Annotated in this window: 5 protein-coding genes; all 5 read right to left on the minus strand. The window is 38.9% G+C overall.

Annotated elements, in window-relative coordinates; genetic code table 11:
* Nucleotides 1-159: 159 nt before the first annotated feature.
* Complete coding sequence (locus tag HXN26_RS06220; RefSeq protein ID WP_273159645.1) at nt 160-1,935, minus strand: Omp28-related outer membrane protein; 1,776 nt, start codon at nt 1,933-1,935, stop codon at nt 160-162.
* Between the two features lie 10 nt (nt 1,936-1,945).
* Nucleotides 1,946-3,874 carry an Omp28-related outer membrane protein gene (locus tag HXN26_RS06225; RefSeq protein ID WP_273159647.1) on the minus strand — a complete coding sequence of 643 codons (1,929 nt, stop codon included), beginning with the start codon at nt 3,872-3,874 and terminating at the stop codon, nt 1,946-1,948.
* Nucleotides 3,875-3,878: 4 nt separating this feature from the next.
* Entirely contained in the window at nt 3,879-7,169 is a 3,291-nt protein-coding gene (locus HXN26_RS06230) for a CARDB domain-containing protein (protein WP_273159649.1), read from the minus strand.
* 47 nt (nt 7,170-7,216) lie between these two features.
* The gene (locus HXN26_RS06235; RefSeq protein ID WP_273159650.1) at nt 7,217-10,321 is read right to left on the minus strand and encodes a T9SS-dependent choice-of-anchor J family protein; all 3,105 of its coding nucleotides are present in this window, start codon (nt 10,319-10,321) and stop codon (nt 7,217-7,219) included.
* Between the two features lie 1,074 nt (nt 10,322-11,395).
* Nucleotides 11,396-14,659, minus strand: a complete 3,264-nt coding sequence (locus HXN26_RS06240; RefSeq protein WP_273159651.1) for a S41 family peptidase — start codon at nt 14,657-14,659, stop codon at nt 11,396-11,398.
* Nucleotides 14,660-14,669 lie beyond the last annotated feature (10 nt).

Raw genomic sequence — 14,669 nt, forward strand, 5'->3', positions numbered from 1 at the left:
AGACAAGGTAAAGGAAGAATAAAAAGAGGATGTATCAATTTTGACACACCCTCTAGTTTTAAATATATAGAAAATAGAAAGCGGGTATGCCATATTTTTTGGCATACCCGCTTAAAGTATAGTGCTATTAAGAGCAAACTTCAGAAGAAGTTTCTCGTTTTACTTTAATACCATCTTCTTTACAAAAGAATTGTTACCATCTACACATTTGATAATGTAAATGCCACTTGGAATATCGCGGTTAGGTACTTCAACACCATAAACGTTGTAGATGAATACTTTTCCTGCGAAACCATTTACATTGAGTGTTCCATTAGCGAAGCTAAATTCAGGTACCAAAAGATTTCTATTGTCAGTAATAGACATTGTTGGATTTGGCATAACTTTAGTTTCTGCAGCATTCTCTATCTCGCCTTTACTATTAAGTAATAAGGCAACAAGATACAGATTATCGGCATTTTGAACATTACCAGGAACTTCAAGTTGTGCTGCATACTCTACAGTTTCGTCTGCTTCTACACTGGTAGGAATACTTCCTTTTATTCCTTCATAGCTGTAGTTCATACGTGCTACGTGGTCCATATCGATAGCAACTGAACCAGGAAGATTTTCAAAACCTCCCATCTTTCCATTCTTACCGCCAGTATAATAGTTAGCTTGTTTATAGCCCTTTATACCATTCTCAATAAGAACAAAGGAAATCTTATACTCCAAATTCTGTTCAGCAGCAAAGAATGAAGAGAGCGCCTTTGCGTTTATTTTCTTCTTGCTGTCATCAGTAAAGTCTGCTTGAACTTCAATTCCTACGTGAGGATTCTTAGTAACATACTTGTTGTGCATTACTTCCAAAGTTGCTGCCTCTGGTGAAGTTGAGTTCTTCAAATTACGATTGACATAACAACCAGGATATCCTCTAAATGTAAGATTGCTATAAGACTCTGTTTCCAACCCATCGCTCTTATGAACAGCAATACCAATAAAGGTTTCTGGATATTTCTCAGCCATGTGTCGGAAAGCTACAATACCTCTTGGACACCAACCACACCATGTTCCTGTACCTTCTTCTACAACAAAACGTTGCTTTGGAACGCTACCTTTAACCTTTATATTTGTAAAGTCGTTATTGTTGCCAGCGTATGCATCAGCCTCGCCATCAACGCTAATAAGTCTGAACTTTATTGTATGTAAGCCGTCTTTGCTGAATCCAGGATAATCAATAGAGAAAATTTTCTCTACGTTAGAGCCCATTGTGGTTTTGAATTCCATTGTTTGCTCTTCAGCATCGTCTACGGAATAACCTACTTTTAAGATTCTTGCAATGCGTGGACTTAAGTTTATTACACCAAATTCTAACTTACAAGGCTTGTTCTTTTGCACAATAACGTTGCGTTTTGTAAAGAGCCATAAATCCTTAGGCATATCTTCCCCTGTTATTTGTGCTTGAATAGTAAGCGAAAGTGCATTGTTAGTAGCATAGTTTTTCCAACCATCACCTAAGTCAGCCCAGCAACCATTTGGTGAATACATGTCTGCATGTCCCATTGAATAGTTGTCGCCTTCATAGCTATAGCCGATATAGAAACCATCTCCATCTATCGTATAAGGAGAGCTTAGCTTTACATTGTTCCAGCCATTGAATAACTTTCCTGCTGTTTTGACGCTACTACTTTCGCCATTAAGATCTTTTGTGATGAAAACCTTAACATCATTCGCCATTGCTGCCAATCCTATTTTGATAGTAGATATGGTCTTGCCTTTGTAGAGTTCTGCAACTTCAGCAGGAATAAAAATGGCACCTTTGGCTTTTTTCATTGAACCAAATTCGCCTGTAACCTTATTGTTACAATATCCCCAGAAACAGCTACCTATTTCTGCTTTTGCCTCAAAAGCGCAAAGACAAAGTAATAACGAGAATAAAAAAGCTATTTTTTTCATACACATAATGTTAATTAGTTATACAAATTTTCTGTGTAATAACATTCTTACCATTGCTTGCTTTCACAATGTATAGACCATCTCCTAATTGGCTTGTGCTAACTTTTCTGCCAGATACATCGTAGATTCCTACAAGATGATAACCTTGAGACATGTATAGTTTGCCATTAAGAATAGAGAAAGCCTTGCCGTTATCATCAGAAGTATGTGAGGTTATTCCTGATGTATTAGAGCAGAATGCTTGTGTAGAGTTATAAATGGTGCGTTTTGCAGCATCCTCATTATAGTTGTTAACACAAGAAACGATACGCATATTGTTTACATTCCATTCTGGCTTTATCTGAACTGTGTAGGTCTTTTCGAAGTCATACTTTGAAATATCTAAAGCATCGCCCCATGCGTTACCACTGAGTACAGCTCTTATTACACCATTCTGCACATAAGTATCTTTGCCTTGTTGCTGTGTGCTCTTAATATTATCTTCTACAAGCCAAGTTGTTAGGCGTAAATCAGTTTGTAGCGGCATTTCGTTTGTTCCTGCATGACCACTTATCTTTACATCGATTTGTTTGCCATTAACTTTTGGCTCAGCCTTCAAAGTTACGAAAGAATATACACCTTTTGCTAAATCAGTTAGTTGAGATACTGATTCGCCGTCTGCAATGAAATAAGCTGGACCTGGATCTTCAAGACCACTTACAATAATACGGTCAACGGCGATCGCTGGAACGAAGGTTTTAGAATTGCCATATAGTTGCTCGTATTCTTTATCTGCATCAATTTTGAATTGGTCCTTTTGTTGCTTATAATCTAAGTGGTGTTTTACACGAATAACATCATCGCGTGTTCCTAAAATGTCAGTGTATACTTCGTCTGCTATAGCACACTCGTTGTAACCTTCAGAAGTAAATTCCTCAAAAAGAACTGTGCGATCTACAGGACCAGTTCCTTCTTTAATAGAGTAACCTTTACGTTCTGCTGAGTTGTCTGCTATGTCAGGGTCGGTAACTCCATTAACTTTTGTAACTGTAAATGTTGCTGTGAAGTTTCCTTCTGCTGGAATAGAAATATTATCTAATCTAACTTGTTGAGGAGTATTGTTAGGAACATCGAAACCATTAAGTACAACCTCTTTGCTTTGGAGACCTTTTGCAGATACTGTAAGTGTAAGAGAATTTATTGGAGTGATTCCGTTGTTCTGAATATAAGCAATGTATGACTTAGGTTTGTTTTGTTCAACATATTCGCCTCCATCTTCAGATGTTAGTTTCATTAACGAGATATCGTTGTTTGGAACAGTATTACCTGATACAACGGCACGGATACAAATATTTTTATCTATACCAGTTGTATTGTTAAACCAGTTCATATCATAACCATACCAGTTTCTACCTGTTACAGCATAACGGCTTTGGTCGAATAAGAGGCAGTCGTAATCTTCACCATCATTCAAATAAAGTATGTAACCGATGTAGAGATTCATATTTTTTTTGATGGTTACAGGCTTATTGAAGCTCATTTTATTCCAACCTTCTTTATAGTTGGTAGTAGCTCCTTGAGCTAATGTGGTTTCCTTCATGTTCTTTAAGTCAGAACAAATGAAGTATTCAACCATATGTCCACGTTTAGGTGCAATGGCAAATTCGATAGATTCGATTTTGTCGCCAACATACTTGTTTAGTAATTCTGCAGGGAAGTAAACCGCTGCATGATACGTATGTGAACCTGTTATCTGTGCAATAAGGCCTCTGCTTACTTCAGGTGTGCTATAGCCTATGCGCATTTTTTCGTTAGAAGATGGTGCTTTAAGGCTCTGGTTTGAAGAAAGTGGTCCTAATTTAAACAGACTTTCGTTTGCTGTTTGAGCAAACAAGCCTCCCCCCGTAAAGGGGAGACTTGCAAGCGATAACAGAAATATATATTTTCTGAAAGAGTTCATTGTTCTATTTAACATTAAATTTCATACTTGTAGCGACACCATTCTTGTCAATCGTACGTACAATGTAAAGTCCGGCAGACAAGTTGAGTCTTGTTTGTTCCTTGCCAGTAACATTGATCGTCTTGACAAGTTTACCATCTACAGAATAGATGTTGGCTGTCTTGATATCCTTTCCGAATGTCATTATACCACTATTAACATCGTAGAAGAATGTTTTGCCTGCTACGTGTGTATTGCTGATATTGTTTGCAACGTCGAAACCAAGATAGAGGATTGGAGCCGAGTTGTAAGCATGAGACTTAGACATATCGAATGGAGCAGCTTCTGCATATTCCAACATTCTGTAAACATTAGAAGAGTTAGCGTTGAATACTTTATATACTGCACAGAACATAAGATTAGATGGAACTGCACCTTCTTTGTCGAATACTACGATGAGGTTCTTTGTCTTATCGTACTTGAAAGGAGTCTGAAGGTCGAATGCCAAAATGTTGTTTTGTCCTGGTTCAAGAGTATATTCACCATCGTAAACAAGAGTAAGTTCGTCATCTTTCAACCATTGTGAACGAGAACTGAAACTTTCTTTGTCGGTATGTGCAAGATAAATCTTAACCTTGAATGGATCAGTTCTATCTGTCAAGTTACTATTAGCATTGTAGATGTAACCTAAACGTGTGATATTGCCATTCTTGTCAGCATTAATTTCAGATGCAAGGTAAACTGATTGTGTTTTCTCGTACATATCGCTGTTCATACAAGGTCCGTGAGTATCTTCTCCTTCGTCCTTACCGCTTGTTACGATATTTGTCCAAGGAGTGGTACCAGCAGGATTAACCTTGATGCGAACAACAGATGTTGTATCATTTCTGTGCTCTTGGTCTCCATCAAGTCCTACGATAGCGTAGAAATCGAACATACCATCTTTTGTTGGATTGAATGTTACAGGAACTTCAGCAATCTTACCAGCCTCTAATGTAGGAACGTTAGTAGTTTCGCCAACAAGAGTCTTGTTACCTTCATCATTGCAATATATCTTGATGCTATACTTGCTTTGTGACTTAGAACCTACGTTACGAACTTTAACAGTACACTTGTTGTCATAACCAACAACAGCTTCTTGAATGCCGTTAATAGAGAATGCCTTCAAGTCATTTTCTGCAACATAATCTACGTTGATACCAAACAATCTGAAGTTATTGTATTGACTATGTGTAGCGATAGACATTCCAAAGTAATATGTTCCGTCTGTTGGTGCAGTAAACATATCCTCGAATTTCTCGCGAGTATACATATTCTTATAAGAGTAATCTTTCTCTTCTCTGATAACAGTTGCGCCTGAGAGGTCTTCGCCATTAGTGCCCATTGTTAGCTTTAAGTCGAAAGGAGTCTCCTTTTGGTGTGCATAGAAGTCGGTTGTAATACGATAAGTCTTACCAGCTTCAAGCTTGAGAGGAGGTGAAGTTACAAATCCTTCAGCTTCTTTGTAGTTGCTATATCCAATCAAACACTTAGAATCTTCATCGTATCCACCACAATAGTAGAAGAAGATTGATTGAGTGTTTGGACAATACCAACGATTTGCATCGTCTTGAGTTCCAAACTTGAGGTCAATAGGAGTTGCTAAAGCACTACCAGCCATAATGCCTTCAGATTCTGCAACTTCTCCATTTCCAGCATTACTCTTAGCCATTATCTTGTAAGAGTATTTTTGTTGTTCGCCCAAAGTCTTGTCTTCGTATGTTGTTGTAGTTATATCTTTTGCTACCACAACATTGTCTGGCATACGTGTTAAAGTATAAGTAAGTTCTGATGCTTTGATATAACCATTATTCAAGCCCTTTGTAGGAGCTTCCCAAGACAAATCAATACCTGTGCCTTTCTTCTTAATTTGTATGTTTTGAACGGCTCCAGGAACATCGATACCCATGTAACAACGTATGCTATCAGGCACACCCTTTTCGCCAGACACACGTGAAGCAACAACATAATAAGTATTTATGCCAGAATATGGGTGTGTGTCTACATATGACATAGGTTTACCCATCATATTTGTAGCATCGATTGTGGCAATGAGGTCTGCGTTGGTTGCAGAAAGAAGAGTTGCTGTTGGTGTAAGTTCTGTTGTATTTACATTTTGCTTTTTACGATAAACCAACACCTCTTTGAGTTCTGTAAGGTCATTATTGTTCCATGCCTTTGTTGGGTTTACCCACTTAATGGTATCAGCCATTGCACCATTTACGTCAGCTCTTGCATCAATACCTGATACTTGTGCAGCTGCAGTACGTGCGTCAGCAGTCATATATGGAATAGTAAGACCAACAAATGAGTTTCCAACATTGAACCATGATTTGCCATCGTAAATACCAGTTGCGGTGTCAATGGTATAGAGAGTTGTTGCTCCATAGTCTCCTACAGGTATCCACCAAAGGTCTCCTGTGGTAAAGTCAAAGCTCATAGTACCAAAGTATTTTTGGATATAAGTCTCGCCCCATTTGCTCTTACATTCTATTGCAGAGAGCTGATTGAAGTCACCATTAAACTTAACGAGTTCAGTACCTACGATTGATTCGTCTGTTTCACTTTTAGCTTTTGGACGTAACATATAGCAGTTGCCATCATAATCAAAAGTGAAATTGTAGTAAACACGATCTAATTTCTTAACTTCAGAGAATTCACCAGTTTCCTTATTGATGGTATAAAGTACAGAGTAAGCGTTTACAATTTTTTCTTCTCCATCAATAATTTGTGTTTCATAATCTTTGCCAAGACCGAAAATTTCGTCTGTAGCATGATTATAACTCATAGCGTAGACATCATAACCAATGTACCATCTATTCTTTTCAGTTTCATTAAACTTGTAGATAGTAGTGGTATCTCCAGTAGCAACGTTTAACTTTGCAAAATACAAAGGCTGCACTCCATAGGTATAAGATTGGCAAAAAATAGTGTAGCAGTCTTTGCCATCGAATGCAGAACAATATGGACCATGAGCTTGGTGCTGGTCTTCATCTGATGTAAAGTTCTTTAGTGTTACATATTCTGAAGCTTTTCCAGTACGGAATTTAATCCAACCACGCTTCTTGTTTTGGCTTACCAACTGGCCAGCATACATGGTAATACCTTTTGCTTTGTCATCAATTGCCTGTGGTATTTGATAGGGTGGGGCCATCATAATAGGCGATGATGTTTTTTCTCCCAGCTTTGGGAAAGAGTTCGCAGTCGTCTGTCCAAAGCTTGGAATAGCCACCAAGCTTGCCAGCAGAACGCCTGAAGAATAAATAAAATGTTTCATGTTTAAAATGATTTAAAGTGAAAATGGAATATGTTTAATAGTAATATTTATTTCTTAAGAAACTTCATTGTGTGCGTAACGCCATTCTTTACAGCCTTCAACAAGTAGATACCAGATGGTACTATGTCCAAGTTGAGCTTGTCAGTGTTCTTAGCTGAGATGACAGTAACGCCTGAAATGTTTGCTATCTCTAAGCGTTCGCACACTGTAGAAGTGCATAGTATGTTGTTATTCTGTATAATTTTGAAAGCATCGTTACCTATTGTGAAGATGCCTGATGAATTTTTTTCCTTGTATTCTACCATCAAGAATGGAATATACTCGGAAATAAGGATGTCGTCTTCTTTTATATCTTCAGTCTGACCATCGTATCTTGCTGAGCGAGCGTCGCCTTTAGGCATATCAAAAAGCCATTCTGGGTGTTCCGAATCAGCTATGACATCATCACCAGGAAATGCTTCAAACTTGAAGAGAAGGTTTCCTTGTGTATACTTGAAAGGCTTGTCGAATACAATTTTAATTTCCTTGTTGTCGCCAACTCCTTCTATTGTAATCTTACCGTCATATACATTTGTCCAATCAGTTTGGTCGAAGAAACCAAGATATCCTGAATCTGGAGCTTTTGTATTATTACGATTTGTAGTTTTTATCGAAATCTTAGCAGGGAATGTATAAGACAATTTGTTCTTACCATTATATTTAAATTGTACTGCTACGATGTCTATATTCTTTTTGCGAATTTCGTTTTCAAGGTATAAACATTGCGACTGAGCGTATGCTTTCGTGAGATAGAAAGGCATTACCCAGCCATAGTTTTCTATTCCGTTCAGTGTAATCCATTTTTCTGCATCGGCTGCATCAACTTTCACTTTCAATGGAGTTGCTGAAACGTTATCGGCTGGATAAGTATCACCAGCCAGTACTACACGTGCAGAAACATTTACATCGCCTTTGCTGTTCGGAGTCCAAATCACTATAATTGTGGTTGTTGTGTCAGGCGCAACGCTTGTTCCTGTAGCTGTTCCAAGTACTTCTTGATTGTCGGTATTGAGCAATTCAACAGTATAATTACCTACAGTTGCTGATCCTTCGTTGCCTACAGTAACGATGAAAGGTTGTTCTATGTTGCAGTTAGCCGTAACAGAACCCTTTATTTCCTTAATACTTAAGTCCTTATCGCTATACTCACGAAGCGAAATATCCTTTAAGAAAATCTTGCCTTTCAGAGCGTCTGAACATGCGTGGAAGGCAATATGTCCTGTTGTTTCAGAAGGAGTGAACACATCTTTGCCGTAGTAATAATTTTCTGAAGCGGTATGGAACTCTCCTAAATCCTTAATTAACGTTGTTAATTTCTCAGGAGTTGCCTGCGTACCATAGTATACTTTCATCTTCTCCATCACTGGTTTATGAGTTGTAGGGTCTATCCAGTTTGCTGAAGAATAGGTGTAACGGAGTTGGTATTTCTTATTTTTTTCAAATACTAATTGTGGAGAAACCAACCAGTCATCGGCACTCTTCTCGCTTCGATCATATAGTGTGCTTGATGTATTTTCGTTGAAATTCCACGTCATTCGGTCTTGATTGTGGTCGATTATAGTCCATCTGTCAAATTCAGACTTTGTTTCAAGACTAGAAATGAAAGGTATAGACTCTGTTGAACCATAAGCAACGGTGTTGGAAGTAGCAGAAAGTCCTTTGCCTTTTTTGTTGTAAGCAGTAACAATATAACTATAGCCAGCATGGCTTGATACGTTATCTTTTACAGAACGGGCAGCAGTTCTTGTTGCAACCTTTGCGCTATCAGGCAAGCGAACAACATCGTAGGTGAGGGTAGAGTTATCAAAATACCCATCGTGCGCACCTGTTGTAGGTTCATTCCATGTGATGGTACCTTCTGTACCAGTTGCTACAAGTTTTACATTTAGCGGTGCTCCTGGTACATCTTCACCAATAAACGTAGCTGTTTCTTTGTAAATTCCATCTCCGTTCTGGTTGTAAGGAACCACCTTATATATATAGTAACCTTCAGAAACTTCTGCGTCTTTCCACGTCATATTTTCCCCTTTACCAGTTGTGGCTATGGTTTTAACAAGTTCGTTATTACGATAAATCTTTATTCCATCGATAGTTGTTAAGGTTTTATTGCGGTAATTGAGCATTGGAGTAGTCCAAGACAAGGTTGCGTTATTGGCTCCTTTTTCTCCAGCTTGTATGGTAAGTGCTTTAACATACGATGGGGCTTCGTCTGCCACATACTGGTATGGAATTGCCATTGAAAGTAGTTGCAATCCGTCATTTATAAGCTTTTTACTAATTGAAGTTCCTGTTTCAGGATTTAGTTCTACCATATATGCTTTGTCGTCAGCCGTTTGAGCAACCCACCATAGACGGTGTGTAGTTTTGTCAAACTCCATAGATTGGCTATAGTTACCTATATTTATACCGATGCCTGTAGATGGGCTTACCATCTCTACCTTGCAGGTTTGTTTTCCAGCATCTATGGAACTCTGGTCTATTCGTACGAGGAAAGACTTCGTAAGGTCCCTTTCTGTTGTTACAGCATAGAGGAAACCGTTATCAGCAGAGAGCGTAAAGAAAGGCTTTTTAATGCTTGCAACCTTAACCAAAGCGTAGGTTGTGCTGTTGATTTCGTATAAGTCAGTGGTGAATTTGTCTGTGTCGTAGTGTATTCCAAAGATTTTCTCAGTCTTTGGGTCGTATGTCATTTCATCTAAAATAAGTATTGGAGTGTTTGCCGGAATAGTTGTTTTACTTTCATATTCACCTGTTGTTGGGTCAATAATGCTTATTCCATGCGGCATAAGTACGTTTGTGTAGAGTGTTGTTTCATAGGCAATGTATTTGTTTCCAACGTATGTACCTGCTGTAAAGACTGGTGTTTTCCCCATTATAGTACCATAATCTTTTATTAAGGTGTAGTTGTTGGGATTGTCCGTCCTAAAGGAGGTTAGACCATTGGTGCGGTATTTCATGTCGTAGCGCAGGTAACCGCAGACCTTTGCTTCTCCATCTGGCACATCGTATATAGGGATTCTTTTGTCTTGAACGCCTGTTTTAAACGGTTGTGCACTGCAAAGATTGTTAATACCAAATAGTATTGCTAATGCAATAAATAACTTTTTTCTCATTGTAAGTTGTCTTTAGATAAGGTTAGGATTATAGCGTTAAAGGGTAAAGTTATTATTTTTTGATAAATATAAGCATATTTTTATGTAGGAAAGTTTACAATTTTACCATAAAATAACAAATAAAAGCAAGTATTAATCAGTTGTATACAATAATTAACACATAGTAAAAGCAGTTTCATATAGCTATTAAGGCTCTTTTGGAGACTCAAAATTCTGTATGATTTATTTACCTATTTAGTCATGTTATTGGCTATTTTTTTCTTTAAAATATTAGGCTACATCTGTACGAACAAAAGGCGAAAAGACTACGAAAGAGGAATGAAAACATTTCGTTTTATAATAAAAAAGAGAGGAGCAAAAGTGTAAATATTTTACATGCGTGTATATATTATGTAACTATTTGATTATTAATGTGTTGTAAAACATGTTGTTTTGCGTTGTAAAACAGGCTCTTTTGCATGCTAAAACAGGCCCTTTTGCGATGCAAAACAATGGGTTTTACAACGTCAAAGCATTGATATTGGTTTTCAATATGTCTTTTCTTTACAAAAGAAAGTGCTTTTAAAGGCATTTTACCTCAGTATCACAAGAATAGAAATCTATATGTTTCTTACGAAATAATCCATTTTTTTAAGTCTTGCTCTACTTGTTAAAATAGCTTAGAAACGTACGTAAACGATGCTATAATAATGAGTTTGAAGTTGGAATATAGTATTAGTTGTAAGTCAAAGTCTAATTGTTAGTTTTACAAAAGAGTTATTTTTATTAAATGGAATTACCTTTTCAGTATTATTTCCGGTAAGAAAAGAAAAATTATTTCTTACCCAGATATTGTTCAATTGTAAAAGGATTGGAGACCGACAAACATAAAACAATAAAAGGTTTTAGCAACTTTGCCAAAACCTTTTATTATTGATGAAATTATAAAATAAGTGTTCAAACTTAGTGTTTGCCCATTCTATTTTATTGTTCTATCGGCTGTTGTAAGTTGTATAGTCAGCTAATTGCATTTTTCAAAGAAGTAGATTTACCGACCATCAGACTTTAAGTATTGCGATAGAAGTTTGTGAGCGATTACTTATTTTTCATCATTTCGCGTACCGCTCTCTCCAATTGTCGGTCGTAACCATTAATGTAATCGGCTGGTGTATTATACACCTCGATGTCTGGATTGAGCTGCAAGTTTTCTGCAAATCGGCCATTCATATCCTGACAACCTACTTGTGGGATGCCGAAAATCATACCATTGATAAGCGTTTCCCACCAAACGGCAGTCATAGTTCCTGCAATTGGCGCACCAATAAGTTTACCAATGCCGAGATATTTATAGATTTGAGGGAAGCCCATACCATTGCTATAGTCGTCTTCGCAAATCAAAACGCACGATGGCTTGTTCCATTTATTGAACGGGTCGTTACCGATATGCTTGCCGTGAGGTATGAATTTCTGATACTCTTTGCCGCTGAGCAGTGTGCAAAGGTCGTCGTGCAACCAACCGCCACCATTGTGGCGCTCGTCTACAATCACTGCATCTTTCACACGATTTTCAGCGCTTAACAGTTCGCTATATACTGTACGGAAGCTTGGACTATTCATTCCTTTAACGTGAACGTAAGCTATGCGTCCGCCAGAGATGCTGTCTACGAAAGCACGATTGCGGTCTACCCAACGCTTGTAAAGCAATTCGTCTTGCTGACCTTTACTGATTGCCTTTACCATAACGTCGAAACGCTTCTTCGTTGATGGGTTGTAAACAGATACGATGACACGCTTTCCAGCCTTACCATCGAGCATATAGTTGTAGTCTTTACCTTTAAGGATAGGCTCGCCGTCAATCTTTTCGATGATGCAACCTGCTGTAACATCAGTCTTGCGTACGGCAAATGGACCACGCTTAATCACTTCTTCCACCTTCAGACCATCACCATCATATGCATTATCAAAGAAAAGACCAAGTGTTGCAGTTGTAAGTGAAGGGCTTTCGCCTTGGTAACGTGCACCCGTATGCGATGCATTCAGTTCGCCAAGCAGTTCTCCGAGCATATCGCGGAAGTCATACTCATTATTTATATAAGGTAAGAAGCGTTGGTAAATCTTGCGGTAACCTTCCCAGTCTACACCATGAATGTCCTCTACATAGAACTTATCCTTCACTTGTTGCCATACGTGGTTGAAGATATATTCGCGTTCTTGATAAGGCTTATAGTCGAAACGAGCTTCAAAAGCAATGTTTTCGCTTGACTGTTTAGTAAGATCTACCTTCTTGATTCCGTTACGAACACAGAGGTAAAGGTTCTTAAAGTCCTTGTCGGCCTCTAACGAACCGCTGCCCACTTCCTTCATTACGATTTGTGTTTTGCCCTCTTTTAAGTCATGTTTCCAAAGGTCGTATCCTCCTTCAAAGGCTGCTTGGTAGTACAACACGTCTCCTTCAGGGTTTAAAACAGCATCTCCCAGTTGAGAAGAGTTTACTGTTAGGCGCACGATACGATCGCGACAGTTTTCCAAATCGAATTGAAGAGGCTTGATTTCCTCATTCTTCTTCTCTTCGTCTTTCTTGCTTTTATCGTCTTTCTTCTTATTTTTGTCGTCCTTTTTATCTTTCTTTTCGCTCTTATCCTTAGCGTCTTTATCATCTTTTTTCTGCTCTTTTTCAGCCTCGTCGAGCAATTCTCGTTCTTCTTTCGACATGCGGAAACGGTCGTAAGCATCAAGATCGAAGAACATTAAGTAAGCATCTGACTCTGCGCCCCAGCTACCATGACTACGGTATCCAGCACGATCGCTAAAGAATAACATGGCTTTTCCCTTCAACACCCATTTGCCGCCGCCATCGTTGTAGCCGCTTTGTGTAAGGTTGAAAGGTGCCTTCTTGCCCGTAGCATCTATGAGTGAGATGTCCGTATTGTTCCATCCTGCATTGCCCATGTACGGAGCTAAGAGCCAACGACTATCAGGACTCCACGAGAACCATATATCTCCGTCGCTGTAAGAGTAAAGGTCTTTGCCGTCGGTAGCTGTTGTAACAGCTTTCGACTTGAGGTCTATTATCTTCAGCGAAGCACGGTTTTCAAAGAAAGCAACCTTCTTTCCGTCGGGGCTATACTGCGGCATCTGCGACGTTTGGTTCGTGTTTGTAAGGCGTTCTTCCACCAACTCAGTTGCATAAGTGAAGTTTTTTTCAGCTTTATTCTTTATTTTTGTTTCGTAAATCTGCCAGATTCCGTTGCGTTCAGAGCCATAAACGATGCCTCGTCCGTCTGGTGCGAAGTCAATATTTCGCTCTTGTTCTGCTGTATTTGTTACCTGTTTAGTTGTTTGGTAGTCTAACGAAGTAACGTAAACGTCGCCATGTAACACGAAAGCAATCTCCTTCCCTTTAGGTGAAAGTTTTATTTCGGTTGCTCCAGATGTCCGCACTTGGCGCATAAGGTCTTTATCTATCTGGTCGGTAACAACGTTGATATTCACTGTCTTTGGTTGTTCTCCGTCTTTTAGCGTGTAGATTTCGCCATCATATCCATAACACAATGTACCGTTGTTTGCTACTGTAAGGAAGCGAACAGGGTTCTTTTTGTGAAATGTTAGTTGCGTTTTTCCACTACCATCGATGTTGCGTTTGTACACATTGAACGTTCCATCTTCTTCGCTTAAGTAGTAATATGTATTGCTGTTCCCGGCCCAAACAGGTGTTCGGTCCTCGCCGTTGAAGTCGGTAAGCTTAGTATAATTGCCTTTACTATAAAGCCAAATGTCGCGCGTAACAGGCGAACGGTGGTGCTTACGGAAGTTGTCTTCATAGCCTTTAACGTCATGATAAAGTATGTCGCCATTGCTTTTGACGCTCGCATCACACATAGTTATGGGCGAATAGAGGCGCGGACGACTTGCATCGGTGCCTACTTCGTAAGTCTGTGGGAATATTCCCGAAGCAAAGAAGATAGACTTTGAGGTTGGCATAATGGCTGAAGTAAACAGCACATGGCTGTTATCGCTGAACGCCATAGGCGTTTCGTTGTTACTACTGGTAGTAAGTCGTTTCGGTACGCCGCCATTTTTGTCCATCAAATAGATATCCATGCTACCTTCACGAGTAGATGCAAAGGCTATTTTTTGCCCATCAGGACTCCATACAGGATAGGCATCGTAAGACGGATTAGTGGTCAGTTGCTTTGCAATTCCACCATTTACAGGAACCGAAAAGATATCGCCTTTATACGAAAAGGCAATAGTTTGTCCGTCAGGAGAAATAGCACTGAAGCGTAACCACAATGGTGCGTTGTCAGCAAAGCTATTGAGCGAAAGTCCCAAAAGCGCCGCAGTAAGAATCTTTTTCATTATGTTGGTA

The sequence above is a fragment of the Prevotella aurantiaca genome, from assembly GCF_015262605.1.
GTDB classification, from domain to species: Bacteria; Bacteroidota; Bacteroidia; order Bacteroidales; family Bacteroidaceae; genus Prevotella; species Prevotella aurantiaca.